The 25,590-nt window shown below is 65.5% G+C and carries 28 protein-coding genes; 20 read left to right on the top strand and 8 right to left on the bottom strand.

All coding sequences use genetic code 11. The features are described from left to right. The first annotated feature begins 218 nt into the window (after window positions 1-218). From ACN20X_RS25400 to ACN20X_RS25390, 3 genes are all read left to right on the top strand, one after another. Complete coding sequence (locus ACN20X_RS25400) at window positions 219-2,582, top strand: DNA translocase FtsK (RefSeq protein WP_016451102.1); 2,364 nt, start codon at window positions 219-221, stop codon at window positions 2,580-2,582. A 28-nt stretch (window positions 2,583-2,610) separates the two neighbouring features. Beyond that, a complete protein-coding gene (gene lolA, locus ACN20X_RS25395; RefSeq protein ID WP_047217411.1) occupies window positions 2,611-3,246 on the top strand; it encodes an outer membrane lipoprotein periplasmic chaperone LolA in 636 nt (211 codons plus the stop codon). 167 nt (window positions 3,247-3,413) lie between these two features. Then, window positions 3,414-4,940, top strand: a complete 1,527-nt coding sequence (locus ACN20X_RS25390; RefSeq protein ID WP_016445766.1) for a methyl-accepting chemotaxis protein — start codon at window positions 3,414-3,416, stop codon at window positions 4,938-4,940. Here the strand turns inward: ACN20X_RS25390 and brnQ are convergent. Beyond that, window positions 4,927-6,240, bottom strand: a complete 1,314-nt coding sequence (gene brnQ, locus ACN20X_RS25385; RefSeq protein WP_016451105.1) for a branched-chain amino acid transport system II carrier protein — start codon at window positions 6,238-6,240, stop codon at window positions 4,927-4,929. The two genes, ACN20X_RS25390 and brnQ, sit on opposite strands and share 14 nt — an antisense overlap. 441 nt (window positions 6,241-6,681) lie before the next feature. Here brnQ and ACN20X_RS25380 point away from each other — a divergent pair, with 441 nt between their 5' ends. Further along, complete coding sequence (locus ACN20X_RS25380) at window positions 6,682-7,992, top strand: replication-associated recombination protein A (RefSeq protein WP_016445768.1); 1,311 nt, start codon at window positions 6,682-6,684, stop codon at window positions 7,990-7,992. A gap of 38 nt (window positions 7,993-8,030) precedes the next feature. On the opposite strand, the gene ACN20X_RS25375 is transcribed toward ACN20X_RS25380, so the two are convergent. Next, complete coding sequence (locus ACN20X_RS25375; protein ID WP_016451106.1) at window positions 8,031-8,480, bottom strand: winged helix-turn-helix transcriptional regulator; 450 nt, start codon at window positions 8,478-8,480, stop codon at window positions 8,031-8,033. A 91-nt stretch (window positions 8,481-8,571) separates the two neighbouring features. Between ACN20X_RS25375 and ACN20X_RS25370 the strand changes: the two genes are divergently transcribed. Together ACN20X_RS25370 and ACN20X_RS25365 are read left to right on the top strand one after the other, a co-directional pair. After that, on the top strand, window positions 8,572-9,300 hold the full coding sequence (locus ACN20X_RS25370; RefSeq protein ID WP_016451107.1) for an SDR family oxidoreductase: 729 nt from the start codon (window positions 8,572-8,574) through the stop codon (window positions 9,298-9,300). A 52-nt stretch (window positions 9,301-9,352) separates the two neighbouring features. Next, window positions 9,353-9,958, top strand: a complete 606-nt coding sequence (locus tag ACN20X_RS25365) for a 2-hydroxychromene-2-carboxylate isomerase (protein WP_016451108.1) — start codon at window positions 9,353-9,355, stop codon at window positions 9,956-9,958. A gap of 8 nt (window positions 9,959-9,966) precedes the next feature. On the opposite strand, the gene ACN20X_RS25360 is transcribed toward ACN20X_RS25365, so the two are convergent. Next, a complete protein-coding gene (locus tag ACN20X_RS25360) occupies window positions 9,967-10,314 on the bottom strand; it encodes a GFA family protein (RefSeq protein WP_016445772.1) in 348 nt (115 codons plus the stop codon). A gap of 305 nt (window positions 10,315-10,619) precedes the next feature. On the opposite strand from ACN20X_RS25360, the gene ACN20X_RS25355 reads away from it, so the two are divergent. The 7 genes from ACN20X_RS25355 (at window position 10,620) to ACN20X_RS25325 (ending at window position 16,640) form a co-directional block, all read left to right on the top strand. Then, complete coding sequence (locus ACN20X_RS25355; RefSeq protein WP_016445773.1) at window positions 10,620-11,549, top strand: branched-chain amino acid ABC transporter permease; 930 nt, start codon at window positions 10,620-10,622, stop codon at window positions 11,547-11,549. A 10-nt stretch (window positions 11,550-11,559) separates the two neighbouring features. Beyond that, a complete protein-coding gene (locus tag ACN20X_RS25350; RefSeq protein ID WP_277848896.1) occupies window positions 11,560-12,639 on the top strand; it encodes an ABC transporter permease subunit in 1,080 nt (359 codons plus the stop codon). A gap of 17 nt (window positions 12,640-12,656) precedes the next feature. Next, entirely contained in the window at window positions 12,657-13,451 is a 795-nt protein-coding gene (locus ACN20X_RS25345; RefSeq protein WP_016445775.1) for an ABC transporter ATP-binding protein, read from the top strand. Window positions 13,452-13,454: 3 nt separating this feature from the next. After that, complete coding sequence (locus ACN20X_RS25340; protein WP_016445776.1) at window positions 13,455-14,201, top strand: ABC transporter ATP-binding protein; 747 nt, start codon at window positions 13,455-13,457, stop codon at window positions 14,199-14,201. Window positions 14,202-14,453: 252 nt separating this feature from the next. After that, window positions 14,454-14,816: a DMT family protein gene (locus ACN20X_RS25335; RefSeq protein WP_016445777.1), complete on the top strand. Its 363-nt coding sequence runs from the start codon at window positions 14,454-14,456 to the stop codon at window positions 14,814-14,816. Window positions 14,817-14,959: 143 nt separating this feature from the next. Next, window positions 14,960-15,607, top strand: a complete 648-nt coding sequence (locus tag ACN20X_RS25330; protein ID WP_016445778.1) for a DUF47 domain-containing protein — start codon at window positions 14,960-14,962, stop codon at window positions 15,605-15,607. A 22-nt stretch (window positions 15,608-15,629) separates the two neighbouring features. Continuing rightward, entirely contained in the window at window positions 15,630-16,640 is a 1,011-nt protein-coding gene (locus ACN20X_RS25325; protein ID WP_016445779.1) for an inorganic phosphate transporter, read from the top strand. A gap of 76 nt (window positions 16,641-16,716) precedes the next feature. Here the strand turns inward: ACN20X_RS25325 and ACN20X_RS25320 are convergent, their stop codons facing one another. After that, complete coding sequence (locus tag ACN20X_RS25320; protein ID WP_016445780.1) at window positions 16,717-17,220, bottom strand: NINE protein; 504 nt, start codon at window positions 17,218-17,220, stop codon at window positions 16,717-16,719. Window positions 17,221-17,227: 7 nt separating this feature from the next. Further along, a complete protein-coding gene (locus ACN20X_RS25315; RefSeq protein WP_016445781.1) occupies window positions 17,228-17,752 on the bottom strand; it encodes a GNAT family N-acetyltransferase in 525 nt (174 codons plus the stop codon). Window positions 17,753-17,897: 145 nt separating this feature from the next. On the opposite strand from ACN20X_RS25315, the gene rpsP reads away from it, so the two are divergent. The 6 genes from rpsP to ACN20X_RS25285 all read left to right on the top strand — a co-directional run bounded on the left by rpsP (window position 17,898) and on the right by ACN20X_RS25285 (window position 21,993). Next, window positions 17,898-18,152: a 30S ribosomal protein S16 gene (gene rpsP, locus ACN20X_RS25310; RefSeq protein ID WP_012207143.1), complete on the top strand. Its 255-nt coding sequence runs from the start codon at window positions 17,898-17,900 to the stop codon at window positions 18,150-18,152. Between the two features lie 123 nt (window positions 18,153-18,275). Next, window positions 18,276-18,845: a ribosome maturation factor RimM gene (gene rimM, locus ACN20X_RS25305; RefSeq protein WP_016445782.1), complete on the top strand. Its 570-nt coding sequence runs from the start codon at window positions 18,276-18,278 to the stop codon at window positions 18,843-18,845. A gap of 12 nt (window positions 18,846-18,857) precedes the next feature. Next, window positions 18,858-19,628: a tRNA (guanosine(37)-N1)-methyltransferase TrmD gene (trmD, locus tag ACN20X_RS25300; protein WP_016445783.1), complete on the top strand. Its 771-nt coding sequence runs from the start codon at window positions 18,858-18,860 to the stop codon at window positions 19,626-19,628. Between the two features lie 110 nt (window positions 19,629-19,738). After that, the gene (rplS, locus tag ACN20X_RS25295) at window positions 19,739-20,119 is read left to right on the top strand and encodes a 50S ribosomal protein L19 (RefSeq protein WP_016445784.1); all 381 of its coding nucleotides are present in this window, start codon (window positions 19,739-19,741) and stop codon (window positions 20,117-20,119) included. Between the two features lie 87 nt (window positions 20,120-20,206). Continuing rightward, on the top strand, window positions 20,207-20,935 hold the full coding sequence (locus tag ACN20X_RS25290; protein WP_016445785.1) for a CoA pyrophosphatase: 729 nt from the start codon (window positions 20,207-20,209) through the stop codon (window positions 20,933-20,935). Window positions 20,936-21,003: 68 nt separating this feature from the next. After that, entirely contained in the window at window positions 21,004-21,993 is a 990-nt protein-coding gene (locus ACN20X_RS25285; RefSeq protein ID WP_026062341.1) for a CobD/CbiB family protein, read from the top strand. Between the two features lie 91 nt (window positions 21,994-22,084). Here the strand turns inward: ACN20X_RS25285 and rsgA are convergent, their stop codons facing one another. From rsgA to ACN20X_RS25270, 3 genes are read right to left on the bottom strand one after another with little or no spacing between them, the layout of a single operon-like run. Beyond that, window positions 22,085-23,053, bottom strand: a complete 969-nt coding sequence (rsgA, locus tag ACN20X_RS25280; RefSeq protein ID WP_016445787.1) for a ribosome small subunit-dependent GTPase A — start codon at window positions 23,051-23,053, stop codon at window positions 22,085-22,087. Window positions 23,054-23,071: 18 nt separating this feature from the next. Then, entirely contained in the window at window positions 23,072-23,404 is a 333-nt protein-coding gene (locus tag ACN20X_RS25275; RefSeq protein ID WP_016445788.1) for a 4a-hydroxytetrahydrobiopterin dehydratase, read from the bottom strand. 16 nt (window positions 23,405-23,420) lie between these two features. Next, the gene (locus tag ACN20X_RS25270; protein ID WP_046240658.1) at window positions 23,421-24,722 is read right to left on the bottom strand and encodes a M48 family metallopeptidase; all 1,302 of its coding nucleotides are present in this window, start codon (window positions 24,720-24,722) and stop codon (window positions 23,421-23,423) included. A 30-nt stretch (window positions 24,723-24,752) separates the two neighbouring features. Here ACN20X_RS25270 and orn point away from each other — a divergent pair, with 30 nt between their 5' ends. After that, window positions 24,753-25,358: an oligoribonuclease gene (gene orn / locus ACN20X_RS25265; RefSeq protein ID WP_016445790.1), complete on the top strand. Its 606-nt coding sequence runs from the start codon at window positions 24,753-24,755 to the stop codon at window positions 25,356-25,358. The last annotated feature ends 232 nt before the right edge of the window (window positions 25,359-25,590 follow it).

Below are 25,590 nucleotides of genomic sequence, written 5' to 3'. Positions count from 1 at the left end.
CAGAAAAAAGATACATCGGGCACAGCCATGGAGTATCGCTCCGCAGCCGGGTTCCCGTTGCCATGCGGATCAATGGCCCGGATTGTCAAAAATGATCGACATGGCGCCGTCATGCAGCGGCGTCATGTTCTGTTGCAAGTGCTTGCATTACGCTAGCAGGCCGTCCTGGCTGTTTTTGCGGCCAGCCCGAGGGGGCTGGGGTAAGCTCCCGCCTGCGTATGACCTACTCATTGAACGCTCTGAACGCTTCCACATCCGCCAAGGGCAAATCCAAGTCTGCGGCGCGCCCCGGCATGGTGGCGCGCTTCGGCCATGAAATGCTGCTGTTGGCGGGGCTGCTGGCCCTGGTGTTCTGGCTTGCCTCCATGTTCAGCTACTCGCCCCAGGATCCAGCGTGGTCCACCTCCGGGGCGGGACACGCGCGCCTGGTCGCCAACTGGATGGGCCGCGTCGGAGCCTGGCTGGCCGACGCCTGCTATTTCGGCTTCGGCATGTCGGTCTGGTGGCTGGTGCTGGCCTCGGTGCAGACCTGGATGTCTTCCTTCGCCCGCTGGTTGCGGGGCGGCGTGCCCCGCGATGGCGTGCAACTGCCGCCGCTGTGGCGCCGGCGCCTGCGTTTCTGGGGTGGCCTGCTGCTGCTGCTGGGCGCAAGCTGCGCGCTGGAATGGACGCGGCTGTACCGCTTCGAGAGCGTGCTGCCAGGCCCTGCCGGCGGCGTCTTTGGCTACATGCTGGGCTACCACAGCCTGCAATGGCTGGGCTTCATGGGTTCGGGCCTGATCGGCATCTGCGTGGCCGTGATCGGCCTGGCCATGGTGTTCCGCTTTTCCTGGGGGCATCTGGCCGAATCCATGGGCGCACGCCTGGATGGATGGGTGCATTTCCTCTTCGCGCGCCGCGAGAAGGCCCGGGACGAGGCTGCAGGCCGCCGTGCCGCGCGCGAGCGCGAAGAGGTGTTGCAGGAAGAGCGCACGGAAAGCGCCGTGCAGCACCCGCAGCCCGTGCAGATCATCGAGCCCGTGCTGCAGGAGGCGGCGGCCCCCAGCGTGCGCGTGGTCAAGGAGCGCCAGAAGCCGCTGTTCTCCGAATTGCCCGACAGCAAGCTGCCCCAGGTGGACCTGCTCGATGCGGCGCAGCAGCGCCAGGAAAGCGTCTCGCCCGAGACGCTGGAGATGACCAGCCGGCTGATCGAAAAGCGCCTCAAGGACTTTGGCGTGGAAGTGCATGTGGTGGCCGCCATGCCCGGCCCCGTGATCACGCGCTACGAGATCGAACCGGCCACGGGTGTCAAGGGTTCGCAGATCGTGAACCTGGCCAAGGATCTGGCGCGCTCGCTGTCCCTGGTGTCCATCCGCGTGATCGAGACGATCCCCGGCAAGAACTTCATGGCGCTGGAGCTGCCCAATGCCAAGCGCCAGTCCATCCGCCTGTCCGAGGTGCTGGGCTCGCAGGTCTACCACGATGCCAAGAGCATGCTGACCATGGGCCTGGGCAAGGACATCGTGGGCAACCCGGTGGTGGCCGATCTGGCCAAGATGCCGCACGTGCTGGTCGCCGGCACCACGGGTTCGGGCAAGTCGGTGGGGATCAACGCCATGATCCTGTCGCTGCTGTACAAGGCCGAGGCGCGCGATGTGCGCCTGCTGATGATCGACCCCAAGATGCTGGAAATGTCGGTCTACGAAGGCATTCCTCACCTGCTGTGCCCCGTGGTCACCGACATGAAGCAGGCCGCCAACGGCCTGAACTGGTGCGTGGCCGAGATGGAGCGCCGCTACAAGCTCATGAGCAAGCTGGGCGTGCGCAATCTGGCGGGCTACAACACCAAGATCGACGAGGCCAAGGCGCGCGAGGAATCGATTCCCAACCCCTTCAGCCTCACGCCCGAGGAGCCCGAGCCGCTGCAGCGCCTGCCGCACATCGTCATCGTCATCGACGAGCTGGCCGACCTGATGATGGTGGTCGGCAAGAAGATCGAGGAGCTGATCGCGCGCCTGGCCCAGAAGGCCCGCGCGGCCGGCATCCACCTGATCCTGGCCACCCAGCGCCCCAGCGTGGACGTGATCACCGGCCTGATCAAGGCCAACATTCCCACGCGCATCGCCTTCCAGGTCAGCAGCAAGATCGACAGCCGCACCGTGCTCGACCAGATGGGTGCCGAGTCCCTGCTGGGCATGGGCGACATGCTCTACATGGCCAGCGGCACGGGCCTGCCCGTGCGCGTGCACGGCGCCTTTGTGTCCGACGAGGAAGTGCACCGCGTCGTGGGCTACCTCAAGGAGCAGGGCGAGGCCGACTATATCGAGGGTGTGCTCGAAGGCGGCACGGCCGAGGGCGACAGCGAGTTCGGCGCGGAGTCCGGCGACGGCGGCAACGGCGAGAAGGACCCCATGTACGACCAGGCCGTGGAAGTGGTGCTCAAGGACCGCAAGGCCAGCATCTCGTATGTGCAGCGCAAGCTCAGGATTGGTTACAACCGCTCGGCCCGCCTGCTGGAAGATATGGAAAAGGCGGGCCTGGTCAGCGGTCTCACGGCCAGCGGGCAGCGCGAAGTGCTGGTGCCGGCGCGCGCCGGGGAATGAGCCCGCATTTCGCAATCATGGAGAAAGAATGAAACGTCTGTTGACTGCAGTTGTGATCGCGGCAAGCGCGACGGCCTCGTGGGCCGATGGCCTCAAGAGCCTGGAAGCCTTCATGAAGAATTCCCAGGCCGGCCGCGCCGAATTCACCCAGGCCGTCACGGCCCCGTCCAAGGATGGCCAGCCGCCGCGCACCAAGAACTCCAGCGGCCAATTCGAATTCCAGCGTCCCGGCAAGTTCAGGTTCGTCTACACCAAGCCGTTCGAGCAGACCATCGTGGCCGACGGCAAGACGCTGTGGCTCTATGACGCCGACCTCAACCAGGTCACGCAGCGCGCGCAGGCCCAGGCCCTGGGCAGCACGCCTGCCGCCATCCTGGCGTCGGCCAGCGATCTCAAGGCGTTGAGCGCCGACTTCGATCTGCAGTCCGCGCCCGAGCAGGATGGCCTGCAATGGGTCCAGGCCAGCCCCAAGGACAGGAACGGCCAGCTCAAGAGCGTGCGCGTGGGCTTTGCAGCCGATGGGCAGCTTTCGGCGCTGGACATCCTCGACAGCTTTGGCCAGCGTTCGCTGATCCGCTTCAGCAAGCTGCAGACCCAGGCATCCCTGCCGGCCTCGACCTTCGAGTTCAAGGTGCCTGCGGGCGCCGACGTGCTCAAGCAGTAATCCACCGCTGCACAGGGAGGCCCTTCAAGAACCTCACACGCTGCGGTGCGCAGTTTGTGAGGTTTTGTAATGGTTTTGCCTAATATCGCCGGGACAATAGCGGCCTGCGGCCAGCGACTGTTTCGACGTCCCTTCGAGGACATGCTGGCCGGCTCTCGCATGTCTTTATGAACCTCAGTCGCAAGTTGCCGCTCGCCATTGCCATGGCGCTGCTATTCACCCTGGCCGCCGGATTCTTCGGCCTCTGGTCGGCCCATCAATCCCTTGGCGTCTTTCACGGCGACGTACAGCGCCACATGGCCGCAGAGCGCCTTGCCGCAGAAGTGGAAGGCCACTTCAAGACCCAGGTCCAGGAATGGAAGAACGTGCTGCTGCGCGGCTCGGACAACGCGCTGCGCGAGCGGCACTGGAAGGGCTTTCTGTCCGATGAGCGCGCCGTGCAGGACAAGACCACCGCCTTGCTGGCCCTGGTGGAAGACGCCGCCCTGCGCGAGATGGCCCAGCGCTTTGTGGCACAGCACCGCAAGATGGCCGAGGGCTATCGCGTGGGCCTGGACAAGTTCGAGGCCACGGGCTTCGACCCCTCCGTGGGCGACATGGCCGTGCGCGGCGTGGACCGCGAGCCGGCCGAGCTGCTGTCCCAACTCAAGGCAGGCATCGCTGCCCAGAGCAAGTCCGTGGCCGACGATGCGTACAGCAGCGGCAGGCGCGCCACGGAATTGAGCCTGGCGCTGATGCTGGTGGCGGCCGTGGCCGGCGTGGCCATTGGCTGGCTCATCACCCGCGCCGTGGTGGCACCGCTGCGCAGCGCGGTCCGGCTGGCCGAGAACGTGGCCCGTGGCCATCTGACCAATGCCATAGCGAGCGGCGGCCGCGACGAGCTGGGCCAGCTGCTGCGGGCGCTGGGCGCCATGCAGGAACAGCTGCGCAGCATCGTCGTGGAAGTGCGCGGCAATGCGGAGCAGGTGGCATCCGCCAGCTCGCAGATCGCAGCGGGCAACAGCGACCTGGCCCAGCGCACCGAGCAGCAGGCGTCGGCCCTGCAGATGACGGCATCCTCCATGGACCAGCTCGACTCCACCGTGCGTGGCAATGCCGATCACGCAGAGAAGGCCAACCTGCTGGCTTCCTCCGCCAGCGACATTGCCACGCGCGGCGGCGATGCCATCTCGGCCGTCGTGGGCACCATGCGCAGCATCCAGGATGCGTCCGAACGCGTGGTCAGCATCATCGAGGTGATCGACGGCATTGCCTTCCAGACCAACATTCTTGCGCTCAACGCGGCCGTGGAGGCCGCACGGGCCGGCGAGCAGGGCCGGGGCTTTGCGGTGGTGGCCGCCGAGGTGCGCACGCTGGCCCAGCGCAGCTCGGGTGCGGCGCGGGAGATCCGCGACCTGATCCAGGCCAACGCCCAGCGCGTGGCCCTGGGCGCCCAGGAGGTGGACAGTGCGGGCGCGACCATGGCCTCGGTGCAGGAGGCGATTGCCAAGGTCTCGCGCATGATCGGCGCCATCAGCCATTCCAGCGGCGAACAGAGCGCGGGCGTGAGCCATGTCAACAGCGCCATCGTCCGCATCGAGGAAGGCACCCAGCAGAACGCCGCGCTGGTGGAGCAGACCAGTTCGGCCGCCGAGAGCCTGCGCAAGCAGGCCCATCAGCTGGTCGAACTCATGTCAAGGTTCAGGACGGCTTGAACGCGGCGGCGGGCGCAGGGCGCAGCCGGTCGTGGAGGGCGGCCAGCACCAGGGTCGCGGCCACGGGCAGGGCCCAGCCCATGCCGTTGCCCGGCAGGCTGTTCAGGAACGCGGGCAGCCAGTCCTGCCAGCCGGCAGCCCTGGCTGCATCGATGAGACCAAACAACAGGGCCACGGCCAGCACCGGTGCGAACACCCGCTGCGCATTGCGCCACAGGCCAGACAGCAGGCTCAGCACCACCAGGGCGATGGCCAGCGGGTAGATGCCCACGAGCACGGGTCCGGATACGGCGATCAATTGGGCCAGGCCCTGGTTGGACACCAGAATGCAGGCCAGGCCGATGGCCACCACCACTGCACGGTAGGGCAGGCGCAGCATTTGGCTGAAGTAGGCGCCGCAGGCACTGACCAGGCCCACGGCCGTGGTCAGGCAGGCCAGGGAGATCACCACGGCCAGCAGCAGGCTGCCGATGGGGCCGAAGGTGTGATCCACATAGCGCGTGAGGATGAGCACGCCGGTCTGTGCCTGCGGGGCGATGGACTGGCTGGTGGCGCCCAGATGGATCAGCGACAGATACACCATGCCCAGTCCGACGGCGGCGATCACGCCCGCGACGATGGCGTAGCGCGTCTGCAGGCCGGTATCGGAGATGCCGCGGTCACGGATGGCGTTGACGATGACGATGCCGAAGGCCAGCGCCCCCAGCGCGTCCATGGTCTGGTAGCCCTCCAGGAAACCTTCAGTCAGCGGCGACACCAGGTAGTCGCCACTGGCCCTGGTGGCCTCCCCGGCCGGCAGCAGCACGGCGGCGGCGCCCAGCACCACCAGCGCCAGGATCAACACGGGCGTGATCAGCTTGCCGATGTTGTCGATCAGCTTGCCCGGGAACAGGGACAGGCCCATGACCAGGGCGAAGTACACGGCAGAGTAGATGAACAGGGCTGTGCTGCTGTGGCCCATGAAGGGCGCAAAGCCCATCTCGAACGACACCGTCGCCGTGCGCGGCGTGGCGAACAGCGGCCCCAGGATGAGATAGATCAGCAGGCCCAGCACCATTCCGGCCTTGCGGCCCACGGGCGAGGTCAGTGCGTCCATGCCGCCGCCCACGCGCGCCAGTGCGACCACCGTGAGCAGGGGCAGGCCCACGCCCGTCAGCAGGAAGCCGGTGGCCGCGGCAGCCGCGTGTTCGCCGGCGCCCTGGCCGACCATGGGCGGAAAGATGATGTTGCCCGCGCCGAGGAACAGCGCAAAGGTCATGAAGCCTAGGGCGATCAGGTCCCTGGTCTTGAGTGTTTGCATGGATGCAGAAATGAAAAGGCACCGCATTGCCGCATGGCAGGCGGTTCCGTAAACGGAGGGAGGCGCGGGTTGGAAGGCTGCGATGACGCAGGCCCGAAGGTCGCGCGTGGATCGCGCGGCCGGCTCCGCAAAGGGCAGCATTTTAGGGCTGCGGCCCGAAGCAGGTGTGAAATGTCAGTGATTGCTCTTGATGGGGTGCATGCAAACAATCCATGTCGTATCAGTGACATGCCTGGAGGCGATGGCCATATTCCCGTCTGAAGATCAGGAGTTTCAGTCCACGGCCGACATCAGGCATCAAGGCCTGGCGCACCTGCGCCAGCCATGGCGTGGACAATGGCGCCATGGTTCTGCAACTGCATCTGTTCCCCTTGGCGAAGAATCCGCAACACGGGCTACCGCACCTCGCGTGCGGGGAGCGGCCTTCGAGAGAGCTGCCCCATGGCTGATCTGTTCACCCAGGAGCCCTCCGCACCACTGGCCGAAGCCCTGCGGCCCAAGACCCTGGACGAGGTCGTGGGCCAGTCCCACCTGCTGGGCGAAGGCAAGCCGCTGCGCCTTGCCTTCCAGTCGGGCAAGCCGCATTCCATGATCTTCTGGGGGCCACCCGGCGTGGGCAAGACCACGCTGGCCCGGCTCACGGCCACTGCCTTCAAGTGCGAGTTCATTGCGCTGTCGGCGGTGTTCTCCGGGGTCAAGGACATCCGCGCGGCCATGGAGCAGGCCCAGCAGAACCTGGCCATGGGCAGGCACACCATCCTGTTCGTGGACGAGATCCACCGCTTCAACAAATCCCAGCAGGATGCGCTGCTGCCCTATGCGGAAAGCGGCCTGGTGACCTTCATCGGCGCCACCACGGAAAACCCGTCCTTCGAGGTGAACTCGGCCCTGCTGTCGCGCGCACAGGTCTATGTGCTGCAGTCCCTGACCGACGAAGAGCTCAGGCAGCTGCTGCAGCGCGCGCAGGAAAAGGCCCTTGGCGGCCTGCAGTTCGACGACCTGGCGCGGGACACCATCATCGGCTATGCCGATGGCGACGCCCGGCGGTTCCTGAACCTGCTGGAGCAATGCCAGACGGCGGCGGGCGCTGCAGGCGTCACCCGGATCGATGCCGAATTCGTGCAGAACGCGCTGACCCTGAATGCCAGGCGCTTCGACAAGGGGGGCGACAACTTCTACGACCAGATCTCGGCCCTGCACAAGTCCGTGCGCGGCTCCCATCCGGATGCAGCGCTCTACTGGCTCACCCGCATGCTCGACGGCGGCGCCGATGCGCGCTACCTGTCGCGGCGCATCGTGCGCATGGCCTGGGAAGACATAGGCCTGGCCGATCCGCGCGCCATGCAGATCGCCAACGATGCGGCCCTGACCTACGAGCGCCTGGGCAGCCCCGAAGGCGAGCTGGCCCTGGGCCAGGCCGTCATCTACCTGGCCATGGCCCCCAAGAGCAACGCCGGCTACAACGCCTACAACAAGGCCCGGGCCTTCGTGAAGCAGGACAGGAGCCGCGAGGTGCCCGTGCACCTGCGCAACGCGCCCACCAAGCTCATGAAGGAGCTGGGCTACGGCCATGAATACCGCTACGCGCACGACGAGCCCAACGCCTACGCGGCCGGCGAGACCTATCTGCCCGAGGGCATTGCGGAGCCGGGCTGGTACCAGCCCGTGCCACGGGGCCTGGAGATCAAGATCGGCGAGAAGCTGGCCGTGCTGCGCAAGTGGGATGAAGAGGCTGGCGGCGGCGGCGCATAGCCGAATCCCGTGAGAGCAGGCCGGGGCTGGAGCCAGGGCTAGGCGCCCGGGCCGGGCTCCACCGCCACATCCCGCGCGTGCAAGGGAGCGTGGCAGTGCGAGCAGACGATCAGGGGATCGAACGTGTGGCCGCACACCGAATGCCGGTGCAGCAGGGGCCGGCCTTCCTCGCCGGACATGTGCACATCGCCCCAGTGCACGATGGCCATGACCACGGGATGCAGGTCCAGTCCCTTGGACGTGAGGCGGTACTCGTGCCGCACCGGCGCCTCTTGGTAGGCCACCTTCTTGAGCACGCCGGCCTCGACCAGCCTGGCCAGCCTGTCCGACAGCATAGGGCGTGAAATGCCCAGGCGCCCCAGGAATTCATCGAAGCGGCGCACTCCCAGAAAGCAGTCGCGCAGCACCAGCAGCGTCCAGCGGTCACCGATGACCGAGACCGTGCGTGCGATGGAGCAGCGCTCCTCTTCCAGTTCGTTCCATTTCATTGGGCAGTTCCCCGCTTGACGGGTTCAGATTTTAAACCTACCGTGCATAAAGTTCAAAAAATGAACTTACTTCTTCATCCACGGAGATTCCATGACCGACAAGAAAGCCATCCTCGTCATCGGTGCCGGTGACGCCACGGGCGGGGCGATTGCCCGGCGCTTTGCGCGCGAAGGCTATACCGCCTGCGTCACCCGCCGCGATGCCGACAAACTCCAGCCGCTGGTCGAGCAGATCCGCGCCGCAGGGGGTGAAGCCCATGGCTTTGGCAGCGACGCGCGCAAGGAAGAGGAAATGGTGGCCCTGGTGCAGAAGATCGAGGCCGAGATCGCACCCATCGAGGTCGCCGTCTTCAACATCGGCGCCAATGTGCGCTTCGGCATCACCGAAACCACGGCGCGCGTCTACTTCAAGGTCTGGGAGATGGCCTGCTTCGCCGGCTTTCTGATGGGGCGGGAGGCGGCCAGGGTGATGCTGCCGCGCGGCCGGGGCACCATCATCTTCACGGGCGCCACGGCCAGCCTGCGCGGGCGCGAGGGCTTTGCCGCGTTTGCCGGTGCCAAGCACGGCCTGCGCGCCCTGGCGCAGAGCATGGCGCGCGAACTCTGGCCCAAGGGCATCCATGTGGCCCATCCCGTGATCGATGGCGCCATAGACACCGAATTCATCCGCAGCAATTTCCCCGAGCGCTATGCCCTCAAGGAGCAGGGCGGCATCCTCAATCCCGAGCACATTGCCGACCTCTACTGGCAACTGCACCAGCAGCCGCGCGACGCCTGGACGCACGAGACCGAGATCCGTCCCTGGATGGAGCCGTGGTGAGCCGCCTTGCCTTATCGCATCGTCACTTCCTCCCACTCCCGCAGGCCACGCCATGAACACCAAGGTGCAATTTCTCTTCGACTTCGGCAGCCCCAACGCCTATCTCTGCCACCAGGTCATTCCCCGGATCGAGGCGCGCAGCGGCATCCGCTTCGAATATGTGCCTGTCCTGCTGGGAGGCCTGTTCAAGCTGGCCAACAACCGCTCCCCGGCCGAGGCCAATGCCGACATTCCCAACAAGCGCGCCTATGAGGCGCTGGAGCTGCAGCGCTTCGTGCACAGGCACAGCCTCACGCGTTTCCGGATGAATCCGCACTTTCCCGTGAACACCCTGCAGATCATGCGTGGGGCCGTGGCCGCGCAGGACATGGGCTGCTTCGAGCGCTATGTCGATGCGGTGTTCTCCAGCATGTGGGAGAAGGGCTGCAAGATGGACGATGCGCAGGTCATCGGTGTCGAGCTTTCCGATGCAGGCCTGGATGCCCAGGCCTTGGTCGCCGCGAGCCAGACGCCCGAAGTCAAGGCCAGGCTCATGGCCAATACGCAGCAGGCCTTCGAGCGCGGCGCCTTCGGCTCGCCGACCTTCTTTGTCGGCACCGAGATGTATTTCGGCAAGGACCGCCTGCGCGATGTGGAGGAGGAGGCGCTGCGGGCCTGAAGCCAGCCTCAGGCCGACCGTCCGTCGTAGCGCGTGATGCGCAAGGCTTCGGCATCCACGCCTTCCAGGCAGCGCACGTTGACGGCCGCCATGTGCCGGCCCTTGGGATCGGTGGCTTCGCCGAAAGGGTGGATGCCGCAGGTCGGGCAGAAGCGGTGCTGGATCAGATGCCGGTGGAAGGTGTAGGAGCGCATCTGCTCCTCGGGCGTGCTCAGCTGCAGCTGTTCGCGGGGCACGAACCACATGAGGGCGCCCTTGCGCGCGCAGATGGAGCAGTTGCAGGCCATGACCTGGGTGAGTTCGCCTTCCACATCGAAAGCGATGCCGCCGCAGTGGCAGCTGCCGTGGTATTTCATCGGGGTTCTCCGTGGCCGCCGCTTGCTGGCGGCACTGCCGTTGATGGTAGGAGTTCATGCTGGCTGCGGCAAATTGCTGCAGTGCTACATAAGAGCGCGTGGCTTGTAAAGCCTCGGGAAACCCCGCTGCAACAAGGCGTTGCAGGCCACCGGGGGGTGCCTAGAATCGCCCATCCCCTGCGGCTTCCTGATCACAAGCCGGGATGCGGCAGGAGAGCTTCCACCACCATGGCATTGCTGGCTCCGTTCGTTTGGATGCGAGGCACGCTGAATGTCTCCATCCTGAGCAAAAGGGGAGAGCGCATATGGACATACTGCTTCAGCAGGTCATCAACGGATTGGTCCTGGGCAGCATGTATGCCCTGATCGCCCTGGGCTACACCATGGTGTACGGCATCATCCAGCTCATCAACTTCGCCCATGGCGAGGTGCTCATGGTCGGGGCGCTGACCAGCTGGAGCTGCATAGGCCTGATGCAGGAGGCCATGCCGGGCGCACCGGGCTGGCTGATCCTGCTGCTGGCGACGGTGATCGCCTGCGTGGTGGCCGCCGCACTGAATTTCGTGATCGAGAAAGTGGCCTACCGGCGCCTGCGCAGCAGCCCGCGCCTGGCGCCCTTGATCACGGCCATCGGCGTCTCGCTGCTGCTGCAGACGCTGGCCATGATCATCTGGAAGCCCAACTACAAGGCCTATCCCACGCTGCTGCCGAGCACGCCCTTCGAGATCGGCACGGCGGTGATCACGCCCACCCAGATCCTGGTGCTGGTGGTCACGGCGATTGCGCTGGCTGCGCTGACCTACCTGGTCAACTACACCAAGCTCGGGCGCGCCATGCGGGCCACGGCCGAGAATCCGCGCGTGGCGGCCTTGATGGGCGTCAAGCCTGACATGGTGATCTCTGCCACCTTCATCATCGGCGCCGTGCTGGCGGCCATCGCGGGCATCATGTACGCCTCCAACTACGGTACGGCCCACCACACCATGGGCTTTCTGCCGGGGCTCAAGGCCTTCACGGCGGCCGTGTTCGGCGGCATCGGCAACCTGGCGGGCGCCGTGGTCGGCGCCATGCTGCTGGGGCTGATCGAGTCCATTGGCTCGGGCTACATCGGTGATCTCACGGGCGGCGTGCTGGGCAGCCACTACACCGACATCTTCGCCTTCATCGTGCTCATCATCATCCTGACGCTGCGCCCCTCGGGCCTGCTGGGTGAGCGAGTGGCCGACCGCGCCTGAGGAGAGACGCATGAACAGCAAGAAGACCGTGCAATGGATCCTGGGTGGCCTGGCGCTGCTGGCGCTGCCGCTGGTGCTGCAGTATTTCGGCAATGCCTGGGTGCGCATCGCCGACCTGGCGCTGCTCTATGTGCTGCTGGCACTGGGCCTGAACGTGGTGGTGGGCTACGCGGGCCTGCTGGACCTGGGCTATGTGGCGTTCTACGCCGTGGGCGCCTACATGTTCGCGCTGATGGCCTCGCCGCATCTGGCGGAGACCTTCGAGGGCTTTGCCGCCATGTTCCCGGACGGGCTGCATACCTCCATCTGGCTGGTGATACCGCTGGCGGCGCTGCTGGCGGCCATCACGGGGATTTTGCTGGGCATTCCGGTGCTCAAGCTGCGCGGGGACTACCTGGCCATCGTCACGCTGGGCTTCGGCGAGATCATCCGCATCTTCATGAACAACCTGGACCAGCCGGTCAACATCACCAATGGCCCCAAAGGCATAGGCCAGATCGACTCGGTCAAGATCCTGGGGCTGGACCTGGCCAAGCGCCAGGAGATCTTCGGCTACGACATCAGCTCGGTCACGCTGTACTACTACCTGTTCCTCTTCCTGGTGCTGGTCAGCATCGTGATCTGCTGGCGCCTGCAGGACTCGCGCATAGGCCGCGCCTGGATGGCCATCCGCGAGGATGAGATCGCCGCCAAGGCCATGGGCATCAACACGCGCAACATGAAGCTGCTGGCCTTCGGCATGGGCGCCTCTTTTGGCGGTGTCTCGGGCGCCATGTTCGCGGCCTTCCAGGGCTTCGTCTCGCCCGAGTCGTTCAGCCTCATGGAGTCCATCATGATCGTGGCAATGGTGGTGCTCGGCGGCCTGGGCCATCTGCCCGGCGTGATCCTGGGCGCGGTGCTGCTGTCGGCGTTGCCCGAGGTGCTGCGCTATGTGGCCGGTCCCCTGCAGCAGATGACCGATGGGCGGCTCGATGCCTCCATCCTGCGCCAGCTGCTGATCGCGCTGGCCATGATCGTCATCATGCTGATGCGTCCGCGCGGCCTGTGGCCGTCGCCCGAGCATGGCAAGAACCTGCCGCACCAGTCCTGAGCATGGAGAAACCGCAGATGGCGAATACGGCAGACAACAGCTCCAGCGCTCCGGTGCTCAGGGTTTCGGGCATTTCCAAACGCTTCGGCGGGCTGCAGGCGCTGTCCGATGTGGGCATGACCATTGGGCGGGGCCAGGTCTACGGACTGATCGGACCCAATGGCGCGGGCAAGACCACCTTCTTCAACGTGATCACGGGCCTGTACACGCCCGACAGCGGCAGTTTCGAGCTGGCCGGCAAGGCCTACGAGCCCACGGCCGTGCACAAGGTGGCCAAGGCCGGCATTGCGCGCACCTTCCAGAACATCCGGCTGTTTGCCGAGATGACGGCGCTGGAGAACGTGATGGTCGGGCGCCATGTGCGCACGCACTCGGGCCTGATCGGCGCGGTGCTGCGCACGCGCGGCTTCAAGGCCGAGGAGGCCGCCATCCGCGCGCGCGCCCGTGAATTGCTGGACTACGTGGGCATCTCCAAGTACGCGGACTTCAAGGCCCGCACGCTGAGCTACGGCGACCAGCGGCGCCTGGAAATCGCGCGGGCGCTGGCCACCGACCCGCAGCTGATCGCGCTGGACGAGCCTGCCGCCGGCATGAATGCCACCGAGAAAGTGCAGCTGCGCGAGCTGATCGACCGCATCCGCCGCGACCAGCGCACCATCTTGCTGATCGAGCACGACGTGAAGCTGGTCATGGGCCTGTGCGACCGCGTCACCGTGCTCGACTATGGCAAGCCCATTGCCGAAGGCACGCCGGCCGAGGTGCAGAAGAACGACAAGGTGATCGAAGCCTATCTGGGCACGGGAGGACACTGAACCATGGGCGAGCAAGAGCAAGACAAGGGCGTGTCCCCTCCGGTGCTGCTGAAGGTCGAGGGCCTGAAGGTGGCCTATGGCGGCATTCAGGCCGTCAAGGGCGTGGACTTCGAGGTGCGCCAGGGCGAGCTGGTCTCGCTGATCGGCTCCAACGGTGCCGGCAAGACCACCACCATGAAGGCCGTCACGCGCAGCCTGCAGATGGCGGACGGCGACGTGCACTACCTGGGCCGCAGCATCCGGGGCGTGGGCGCCTGGGATCTGGTGGCCCAGGGCCTGGTCATGGTGCCCGAAGGGCGCGGCGTGTTTGCGCGCATGACCATCACCGAGAACCTGCTCATGGGCGCCTACACGCGCAACGACAAGGCCGGCATTGCCGCCGACATCGAGCGCATGTTCGGCATCTTCCCGCGGCTGAAGGAGCGCCGCGACCAGCTGGCCGGCACCATGTCGGGTGGCGAGCAGCAGATGCTGGCCATGGCGCGCGCGCTGATGAGCCAGCCCAAGGTGCTGCTGCTGGACGAGCCCTCCATGGGCCTGTCGCCCATCATGGTGGACAAGATCTTCGAGGTCGTGAGCGACGTGCACGGCCTGGGCGTGACCCTTGTGCTGGTCGAGCAAAATGCCAGCCGTGCGCTGGCGCTGGCCGATCGCGGCTATGTGATGGAGTCCGGCCTGATCACCATGACGGGGCCCGGCCAGACCCTGCTCAGCGACCCGCGCGTGCGGGCTGCCTATCTGGGCGAGTGAGCGCCACGGCTGCCGTGAGCGCGGGGATGGATGGAATGCCCCGTGCCACTGACGGGATATGGCAAAAATATGACGATTTGATGAAGATTCATCAAGCGTCGATCGATGCGAGACTTTGCGTATTTGTGCGATGGAATGGGTTATTCGAGGAAATTCGCGCAAAAAGGCAATTTTTGGAAAGAAATCGAAAATCCGCCCTGCCCAGTGCCGGACGCGATAATTTGGGTTTCCCCGCGTCGGGCTGCACATCACATGAACTGGCTCCAACACATCCCCGTCGGGCTGCAGACCGTGGTCCTGCTGGCCATGAGCAATGTCTTCATGACCTTCGCCTGGTATGGCCACCTGAAGAACCACGCCTCGTCGCCCTGGTACGTGGCAGCCCTTGTCAGCTGGGGCATCGCGCTGTTCGAGTACCTGCTGCAGGTGCCCGCCAACCGCATAGGCCACACGCAGTTCAGCGTGGCGCAGCTCAAGATCATCCAGGAGGTGATCACGCTGGCGGTGTTCGCGCCCTTTGCCGTGCTCTACCTGAACCAGCCGCTCAAATGGGACTTCCTCTGGGCCGGGCTATGCATGGTGGGCGCGGTGTACTTTATTTTTCGCAGCGGCTGACAGGGCGGCGCGCCGGCGCGCAAAAACGCGCCTGGGACTCAAGAGTACACTTCGCCCCGTTCAAGCCGGGAAGCCATGCCAAGCATCCGCAATGTGACGCAGTGAGTCGCCTGGTTCCCCCTGTTTCCCGGTAAGGAGCATTCATGCTTTTTGGCAAGTTATTGCCGCGCGAAGGCAATTTTTTCGAGATGTTCAACCAGCATGCCGATCGCATCGTCGAAGCCGCGCATGCCTTCTCGCAGCTTGTCGCCAACTACAACGATCCTCATCTTCGCGAGAAGTACAACGAGGACGTGAACAACGCCGAGCGTGCCGCAGACCGCGTGACGCACGACGTCACCAAGGCGCTGCACAAGACTTTCATCACGCCGCTGGACCGCGAGCACATCCACTCGCTGATCAACACCATGGACGACGTGGCCGACCTGATCCAGGACTCGGCCGAGACCATGGCGCTGTACGACGTGCGCCACATGACGGAAGAGATCACGCGCCTGACGGACCTGTGCGTGCGCTGCTGCGAGCGGCTGCGCGATGCGGTCAAGCTGCTGTCGCGCATCTCCGATCCCTCGGTGGTGGACGCGGCGATGAAGACCTGCGAGGAAATCGACCGCCTCGAATCGGACGCCGACCGCGTGATGCGCTCGGCCATGAGCAAGCTGTTCCGCGAAGAGCCCGATGTGCGCGAAGTCATCAAGCTCAAGGCCATCTACGAGCTGCTGGAGACGGTGACCGACCGCTGCGAGGACGTGGCCAACCTGATCGAGGGCATCGTCCTCGAGAATTCCTGAGCCCTCGCGGAGTCGTTTCTCTATGGAATCCGTACAAGCGGCCCTGTGGGTCGTGATCCTGCTGGTGGTGCTGGCCCTGCTGTTCGACTTCATGAACGGCTTCCACGATGCTGCCAACTCGATCGCCACCGTGGTCTCCACGGGCGTGCTCAAGCCCACGCAGGCCGTGGCCTTCGCGGCCTTCTTCAACGTGGTGGCGGTCTTTGTCTTTCACCTGAGCGTGGCAGCCACCGTGGGCAAGGGGATCGTGCAGCCCGGCATCGTCGACACGCATGTGGTCTTCGGTGCCCTGGTCGGTGCCATTGCCTGGAACGTGATCACCTGGCACTACGGCATCCCCAGCAGTTCCTCGCATGCGCTGATCGGCGGCATCGTGGGCGCGGTGATGGCCAAGGCCGGCGCAGGCGCGCTGATTGCCAGCGGCATCGGGAAGACCGTGGCCTTCATCTTCGTCTCGCCGCTGCTGGGCTACCTGCTGGGCTCGCTGATGATGGTGCTGGTGGCCTGGGTCTGCCGGCGCGCCGCGCCCAACAGGGTGGACCGCTGGTTCCGCAGGCTGCAGCTGGTCTCCGCCGGTGCCTATAGCCTGGGCCACGGCGGCAATGACGCGCAAAAGACCATCGGCATCATCTGGCTGCTGCTGATCGCCACCGGCTATGCCAATGCCGGCGACGCCGAGCCCCCGCTGTGGACCATCGTCAGCTGCTACCTGGCCATCGGCCTGGGAACCATGTTCGGCGGCTGGCGCATCGTCAAGACCATGGGCCAGAAGATCACCAAGCTCAAGCCCGTGGGCGGCTTCTGCGCCGAAAGCGGTGGTGCACTGACGCTGTTCTTTGCAACCTTCCTGGGCGTGCCGGTCTCGACCACGCACACCATCACCGGCGCCATCGTCGGCGTGGGCTCCACCCAGCGCGCCAGCGCCGTGCGCTGGGGCGTGGCAGGCAACATCGTCTGGGCCTGGGTGCTGACGATCCCTGCCAGCGCCTTCGTGGCATCGATTGCCTACTGGATCAGCCTGCAGCTGTATTGAGCCGGGGCTGCTGCTGCCAAAAAGAAAGACCGCCCATGGCGGTCTTTCTTTTTTCGGGGGAGGCGTTGGCTGCGCCTCACTGCGAAATCTTGCGCGCCTCCTCCACCTGGTGCTCGAAGTAGTGCTGGAAGCTGTAGGCAATGCTGGCCATGAGCACGGCGGCGCCCAGCATCAGCGACAGCGCAATGGCAAAGATGGTTGACCAGCCCGTGCGTCCGGCCTGCGCCTGCACGTCAATGCCGGGGTTGTGGCGCCGGTTCCAGGCTTCGGTGTCGGTCAGCCCGTAGAGGATGGCGCGCAGCGCACAGCCGGCGATGGTGAAGCCCAGCAGCGGAATCAGCAGCCAGCTGAGCTGGTCGTCCTGTCCCAGTTGCTGCACGCGTTCGATGCCGTACACGCCCAGCGCCGTGGGCACGGGCAGCAGCCAGCCCAGCCAGTCGCCGAGCCCATGCAGGTAAAAGCGATGCAGCCCCAGCGGCCCGCCCACAAAGGCCAGCCAGGCGGCCAGTGTCTTGTTCCTGGGGCGGGGAGCCCGGTCGGCGCCGGTGGTCTGGGGCAGGGGCGTGCTGGGTCGGTTCATGCGCCCATTATTCGGGCGAACTGCGGTCGCCGTCTCCCAGGGTCTTCTCCATGAGCACGATGTCCAGCCAGCGGCCGAACTTCCATCCCATGGAGCGCAGCGTGCCCGCAGGGGTGAAGCCTGCAGCGCGGTGCACTCCGATGGAGCCGGCATTGGCCGAGTCGCCGATCACCGCCAGCAGCTTGCGCACGCCGGCCGCCTCGCAGTCGTGCGACAGCGCATCGATCAACAGGCGGCCCACGCCCTGGCCGCGTGCCGCGTCATGCACATAGATGGAATCCTCGGCAGAAAAACGATAGGCCGGGCGCGGCTTGAACCAGTTGGCGTAGGCAAAGCCCAGCACCTGGCCCTGTGCGTCCACGGCGACCAGATAGGGCAGGCCCTTGGCCAGCACATCCGCGCGGCGCGTGGCCATGTCGGCTTCGGAAGGGGGATCGGTCTCGAACGTTCCTGTGCCATGCAGCACGTGGTGGCGGTAGATGGCGGTGATGGCAGCGAGATCGCTGTCCTGGCTTGGGCGGATGGTAGGCATGAGAAAAGAAGTTCGATATAATCGCTGGTTTTACGGCGTGTCGCTGGCCGGGTGGCCATGTCGCGTGTCTCAAACGCCGCAAAACTCTGTGCAGCCATTTATTGTGTGTTAATTACGTGGTGGCTGCGCCACCCGAAGGAAAATCATGGTCGTCATTCGACTCTCTCGCGGCGGTTCCAAGGCCCGTCCGTTCTACAACATCGTTGCTGCTGACAAGCGCGTTCGCCGCGATGGTTCGTTCATCGAACGTCTGGGCTTCTACAACCCCAACGCCCGTGGTGGCGAAGAGGGTCTGCGCGTTGCTCTGGACCGCGTGAACTACTGGAAGGGCGTTGGCGCGCAGGCTTCCGAGACCGCAGAGCGCCTGATCAAGCAGGCCACCCAGAAGACTGCTGCTTAATCCAGCACCCCTTCTGAAATCGGGTTCCGTTGGCTTGTCTGACGGGGCCCGTTTTTGTTTTCCCCCTCCGGATCGCCTTGCACCGATCTGCATTGACCGTCCACCTACTGCCTACCGACTGCCATGAGCCACATGCCTGAACTCGAAGCCAGCGTCCTGCCTGCCGATGCCGTGGAGGTCGGGCGCATCGCCGATGCCTGGGGCATCAAGGGCTGGTTCAAGGTGGCGGCCTTCAGTTCCGACCCCGAGGCCCTGTTCACGGCCAAGCAGTGGTATCTGCAGCCCGCCGAAAAAGGCGCCCGGCAGTTCACCGGAACCGTGCTGCTGCCGGTCAAGCAGGCGCGCGTGCACTCCGACTCCGTCGTCGCCACCTCGCCCGCCGTGAACGACCGCAACGCTGCCGAGGCCCTGCGCGGTGCGCGCATCTTCGTGGCGCGCAGCGATTTTCCGCAGCCCGAGGATGGCGAGTATTACTGGGTCGACCTGCTGGGCCTGTCCGTGGTCAACCGCGAAGGCGTGGCCCTGGGCATCGTCCGAGACCTGCTGTCCACCGGCCCGCAGACCGTGCTGGTGCTGGCCTATGAAGAGGATGGCAAGGAGCGCGAGCGCATGATTCCCTTTGTCGATGCCTATGTGGACAAGGTGGATCTGCCGGGCAAGACCATCGTTGCCGACTGGCAGCCCGACTACTGATCGCCGACATCCATGCGCTTCGACATCCTCACGCTGTTTCCCGAGCTGTTCACGCCGTTTCTCGAAAGCGGCGTGACGCGCCGGGCCTATGCCTCGGGCCAGGTCGGCGTGCACCTGTGGAATCCGCGCGACCATGCCCAGGGCAACTACCGGCGCGTGGACGACCGGCCCTTTGGCGGCGGGCCGGGCATGGTGATGATGGCCGAGCCGCTGCAGCGCTGCCTGGAGGCGGCGCAGCAGGCGCGCCGCGACGCGGGCGAGACCGAGCCGGTGCCGGTGGTGCTGTTTTCGCCGATAGGCACGACGCTGCGCCACTGCGTGGTCGCCGACTGGGCGCAGGGGCAGGGTGCCATCTTGCTGTGCGGCCGCTACGAGGGGTTGGACCAGCGCTTCATCGATGCCCATGTCACGCACCAGCTGAGCCTGGGCGATTTCGTGCTCTCCGGCGGCGAGATTGCTGCCATGGCCTTGCTCGATGCCGTGGCCCGGTTGCAGCCCGGCGTGCTCAACGACGAGGGCAGCTTCCAGCAGGACAGCTTCAATCCCGCGCTCGATGGTCTGCTCGATTGCCCGCACTACACGCGCCCCGAAGTCTGGGAAGGGCGCGAAGTGCCGGCGCCGCTGTTGTCTGGGCACCACGCGCAGATCGAGCGCTGGCGCCGCGACCAGCGCCTGTCCATCACGGCCAGGCACCGGCCCGAGCTGATAGAGCAGGCACGCGCCCAGGGCCTGCTCAATGCCAAGGACGAGGGGTTTTTGGCAAAAAACGCCGCCGGGCTATAATCCGCGATTCTTCGATCCTCTATCCGGCCGCTGCTACGAACAAAGCAGCCATGGCGCCAATCCCGGCGCTTGCCAATCCTGGCGCGGACAAGATCGATTGGATGTTGACCATGAATCTGATCCAGACCCTCGAGCAAGAGGAAATCGCCCGTCTGAACAAGACCATCCCCCAGTTCGCCCCCGGTGACACCGTCATCGTGAGCGTGAACGTGGTCGAAGGCAGCCGCAAGCGCGTGCAGGCCTACGAAGGCGTCGTGATCGCCAAGCGCAACCGTGGCCTGAACAGCGGCTTCACCGTGCGCAAGATCTCCAGTGGTGAAGGCGTGGAGCGTACGTTCCAGACCTACTCGCCCCTGATCGCCGGCATCGAAGTCAAGCGTCGCGGTGATGTGCGTCGTGCCAAGCTGTACTACCTGCGCGAGCGCAGCGGCAAGTCGGCCCGCATCAAGGAAAAGCTGCCGTCGCGTGTCAAGGTTTCTGCCGAAGCCTGAGCACCTGCGTCACAGCTGGAAAGCCGCTACAGTCGCCTGTAGCGGCTTTTTTGTTGCCCGGTCGTTTCTCACCACATTCCTTCATTCGTGTCCTCTCTGCCCGATACCGCCATACCCGTGCCGACCGGCGGCCCGACGCCAGCGGCCGTCGCCTCGGTCGCCGACCCGCGCATGGCGCAACTGGTGGGCAGGGACAGCCACCTGCCCGCCGTGCCTCTGGAGGCCCGCGCGCCGGATGCCCTGCGCCAGCGCTTTGCGCGGCCGCCCCGCTGGGCTCCCGAGGTGGTGCGCGAGAAACGCTTCAGTGATCGCCAGCCCACCGATGCCGCCGTGCTCGTGCCCATCGTGCTGCGCTCCGAGCCCACGGTGCTGCTGACCGAACGCACGGCCCATCTGTCCACCCATTCGGGCCAGGTGGCCTTTCCGGGTGGCAAGCGCGATCCTGAGGATGTGTCTGCCCAGGCCACGGCCCTGCGCGAGGCGCAGGAGGAAGTCGGGCTTGCTGCCGGCGATGTGGAAGTGTTGGGCACCCTGCCCATCTACACCACGGGCACGGCCTTTCTGATCACGCCGGTGGTGGCCCTGGTCGATCCCCGGGCGCGCCTGCATCCCAATCCCTACGAAGTGGCGGACGTGTTCGAGGTGCCGCTGTCCTTTTTGCTCGATCCTGCCAACCATGAGCGCCACGCCATGGTCTGGAACGGCGTGCCGCGCGAATGGTTTGCCATGCCCTATCAGGATGGAGACCGCCAGCGCTACATCTGGGGCGCCACGGCCGGCATGCTGCGCAATCTTTACCGATTCCTGTCGGCCTGATGCCCGGATGGGGTGCCGTGCCACCCCGGGGTCACGGGCCTGCCCGCATGCGCCAGTATGATGGCCGGATGAGTTTCTTTGCCATTCTGATCGCCTTGCTGATCGAGCAGGCGCGCCCCCTGACGCCGGCCAACCTGGTGCACACAGGCTACAGGGCCTGGACGGTTTCGGTGCGCCGCAACTTCGATGCCGGCCAGGCGCACCACGGCTGGCTGGCCTGGACCGTGGCGGTGGCGCTGCCCTGCGTGCTGGTGACAGGCATCTATCTGCTGCTGCTGTGGGGCGTGGGCTGGCCGCTGGCCATGGTTTGGAATGTGGCCGTGCTCTACGTCACGCTGGGCTTTCGCCAGTTCAGCCACCACTTCACGCGCATCCGCGATGCGCTGGATGCAGGTGACGAGTACGCGGCGCGCGAAGCCCTCGCCCACTGGCAGCAGGTGGACGCCAGCGAAGTGCCCCGCAGCGAGGTGGTGCGCCATGTGATCGAGTATTCGGTGCTGGCAGCGCATCGCCATGTGTTTGGCGTGCTGTTCTGGTTCTCTGCACTGGCGGCGCTGGGCCTGGGCCCGCTGGGCGCCGTGTTCTACCGCATGACCGAGCACCTGTCGCGCTCCTGGTCGCGCAAGGGCCTGCTGGGTGGCAGCCAGGTCAGTGTCCAGTTGCAGCACGCCTCACGGTTGGCCTGGACCGTGATCGACTGGCTGCCCGCACGGCTGACGGCTCTTTCCTTTGCCGTGGTCGGCAGTTTCGAGGAGGCCATCGAGGGCTGGCGCTTCCATGCCCAGCGCTTTCCCAACGACAACGACGGCGTGATCCTGGCCGCCACCTCGGGCGCCATCAACGTGCGCCTGGGCGGCGAGGCACTCAAGCGCCGCGAGGGCATCTCGGTGACCCGGGACGACGGCGAGGAGATCGATCTCGACGTGGACAGCGAAGCCACGCCGGGCCGTGAGCCCGAGATCGGCCACCTGCGCAGCGTGGTCGGCCTGGTCTGGCGCTCGGTCGTGGTCTGGCTGCTGCTGCTGGCGCTGCTGTCGCTGGCGCGCCTGTTGGGCTGAGTGCGGAGCCTGCGGGCGAGTCCTGGATGACGCCCCTTTGGAGGCGTCGTTTCCTCCCTCCCGGAGCGGCCCCGTGGCGTTTGGGGGGGGCTCAATACTTCGTGGCCTGACTCAACTCATCAAACAGCTCGGCATAGATGCAGTACCGGTTGGCACTGATGTCATGGTCGGCGTCCATGCCGTGTTCCTCATCCTCCACGCGCGGCATGACCGCGCATCCGGGCTCGTGCAGGTGGGTGCAGTTGTAGAACTTGCATTCCTGCGCATGGGCGCCGATGTCGGGCATGCAGCGGGGCAGGTCGGTGGGTTCGATGTGGCGCAGTCCGAACTCCTGGAAGCCCGGCGAGTCGATCAGGGCTGTCGTGCGCTCCTCGTCCATCCAGTACCAGCTGGTCGTGGTGGTCGTGTGCTTGCCGGAGTTCAGTGCCTGCGAGATCTCGTTGGTGGCCGCGCGCGCGCCGGGGACCAGCAGGTTGATCAGGGTGCTCTTTCCCGAGCCGGAAGGGCCCAGCACCAGCGTGGCCTTGCCCTTGAGGTGCTTCATCAGCAGCTGCCGATCGGCCTCGCCCTCATTGGCCAGCGACAGCGACAGTACCTCGTAGTGCGGCTTTTCCTGGCCCAGGTACATCTCGCGATAAGGCTCCAGGCGCTCCCAGGCGTCGGCAAAGGGCTCGGCCAGGTCACGCTTGTTGAGGGCAATCAGGGGCTTGATGTGGGTGGCTTCGGCAGTGATCAGGGCGCGGGCCAGCTGGCTTTCGGAGAAGACCGGCTCGGCGGCGATCAGGATCAGCACCTGGTCGATGTTGGCTGCAAAGGACTTGGTGCGTATCTCGTCCTGCCGGTAGAACAGGTTGCGCCGCTCCAGCACCTTTTCTATGGTGCCTTCCTCCCCCTGGCCTGGGGGCGGGAGTTGCCAGCGCACGCGGTCGCCCACCACGGTCTGGCTCTTCTTGCCGCGCGGGTGGCAGATGTGGCGCGAGCCGTCTTCGGTCTCGACCACGCAATGGCGGCCATGGCTGGAGACGACCAGGCCTTCGTGCAGTGCGGAGCGCTCAGCCATGGGTCAGCGGGGTGCGATTCATGGGCGCGCCAGCAACGCATCGATGCGGCGTGCGCACTCGATGTCGGTGGACGAGATGCCGTTCACGTCATGCGTGTTCAGGCGTACACCGCAGCGGCCGTAGCTCACGGTCAGGTCGGGATGGTGGTCCTGCTGGTGGGCGATCAGGGCCAGCGCATTCACGAAGGCCATGGTCTCGTAGTAGTTGGCGAAGGCGTAGCTCTTGGCGATGGCATCGCCATCGAGCTGCCAGCCCGGCAGGGCGGCCAGTGCGGTGTGCAGTTCGTCGGAAGTCAGCGCGCGGCGCTGCTGGTTGGACCAGTCCTGTTGTTGCAAGCGTTGTGTGCTCATGGTGAGTGCGTATGGTTCAGGTCGGAGAGGGCATGCGCGCCAGCCGGGCGAGGGCGGGCGGATGCGAGTAGTAGAAGCTCACGTACCAGGGATCGGGCGTGAGCGTTGAAGCATTGTCCTCGTACAGCTTGAGCAGTGCCGAGGCCAGGTGGGCTCCGCTGGCCTGTTGCATGGCGTAGGTATCGGCTTCGAACTCGTCGCGGCGCGACAGGGCCGAGAACAGCGGGGTGACAAAGAAGCTGAACACTGGCACGGCCAGCAGGAACAGCAGCAGCGCCACGGCCTCGTTGCCGGCGCCGATGCCGCTGTGTCCCAGCGCAAGGTCCAGACCCGGACGCACGCCCAGGCCCAGGTAGAACCACAGCTGCTGCGACAGCCAGCCCAGCAGCGCAAAGCCCGCCAGGCTGGCGGCAAACATCAGCAGCATGCGCTTGAGGATGTGGCGGTGCTTGAAATGGCCCAGCTCATGCGCGAGCACGGCCTCCACCTCGTCGGCGTCCAGCTGCTTGAGCAAGGTGTCGAAGAACACCACGCGCTTGGAGTGGCCGAAGCCCGTGAAATAGGCATTGGCATGTGCCGAGCGGCGGCTGCCGTCCATCACGAACAGGCCCTTGGCCGTGAAGCCGCAGCGCTGCATCAGTGCGCTCACGCGCTCCTTGAGCGGGCCGTCCTCCAGTGGATCGAACTTGTTGAACAGCGGTGCGATGAAGGTCGGGAAGATCCACATCAGCAGCAGGTTGAAGCCCGTCCAGACGGCCCATGCCCAGAGCCACCACAGGTCGCCGGCCGAACCCATGAGCCACAGGATCAGTGCCGCAATCGGAAGGCCGATGGCTGCGCCCATGGCCGTGGACTTGGCGGCATCGGCCAGCCACAGCCGCAGCGTCATCTGGTTGAAGCCGAAGCGCTGCTCCAGCACAAAGGTCTGGTAGAGCGACAGCGGCAGCTCCACCAGGCCGGAGATCAGAGCAAAGCTGGCCAGCAGCGCCAATTGCTGCCACAGGCCGGCGCCCATCCATTCCAGCAACTGCTGGTTGAGTGCATCCAGCCCGCCCAGCAGCGTCCATGCGAGCAGCACCACGGCGCCCAGCGTCATGTCGATCAGGGCAGCGCGTGCCTTCGCCAGTGTGTAGTCGGCGGCCTTCTGGTGGGCGGCCAGGCTGATGCGCTGCGCAAAGGCCTCGGGCACCTGCGCTCTGTGGCCTGCCACATGGCGAACCTGGCGCGAGGCCAGCCAGGCGCGCAGCAGCCACTGGGCCAGCACGGCTGCGGCAAACAGCAGGGAAAGCGTCGAGGAAAAATCGGGGTTGAAGACCATGTGGCCGCAGTGTAGGCGACAATTTGGGCCATGTCCGAAGCCTCCAGCGCCTGCATTCCCGTCCCCGCCGAATCCGGCACGCCCGTCACCCTGAGCAAATCCGACCTCAATCTCGTCTGGCTCGACTGCGAGATGACCGGGCTGCAGCCCGACACCGATCGCATCATCGAGATCGCCGTGGTCGTCACCAGCCCGGACCTTGCCACGCGCATCGAGGGTCCTGTGTTCGCCATCCATCAAAGCGATGCCCTGCTCGACGGCATGGACGCCTGGAACAAGGGCACGCACGGCAGGAGCGGCCTGATCGAGCGCGTCAAGGCATCGACCACCACCGAGGCCGATGCGGAAGCCGCGCTGATCAAGTTCCTGGCGCAGTACGTTCCCAAGGGCAAGGCGCCGCTGTGCGGCAACAGCATTGGCCAGGACCGGCGCTTCATGGAGCGCTACATGCCCAAGCTCAACGACTTCTTTCACTACCGCAACGTTGATGTCAGCACCCTCAAGGAACTGGCCAGGCGCTGGAAGCCCGATGCCTACGCATCCTTCAAGAAGGCCCAGCGCCACACGGCGCTGGCCGATGTGCATGAATCCATCGATGAGCTGGCGCACTATCGCGCACGCCTGCTGAGCGTCTAGCGCCCGGAGCCGGGGCCCTCCGGCCATTTTTGTGCAGGGGGCTTGCGGGAAAACCCCAGGAGTGCGACAATCTACAGCTTGCCTCCATCAACAAGGGGCAATTTGCACATCTCCATCACACAAGGGCTCCTGCGCTGTGTGTCTGAGGTCGATGTCCACAGACCTCCATGAAGGCTTTCATGGATGGCGGGACCATCGGTTTCGGACCAGCCGAAAACGCCCATCCGCCCTT

Source organism: Delftia sp. PX-1 (assembly GCF_055797465.1).
This window is presented reverse-complemented; position numbering and strand designations above follow the sequence as displayed.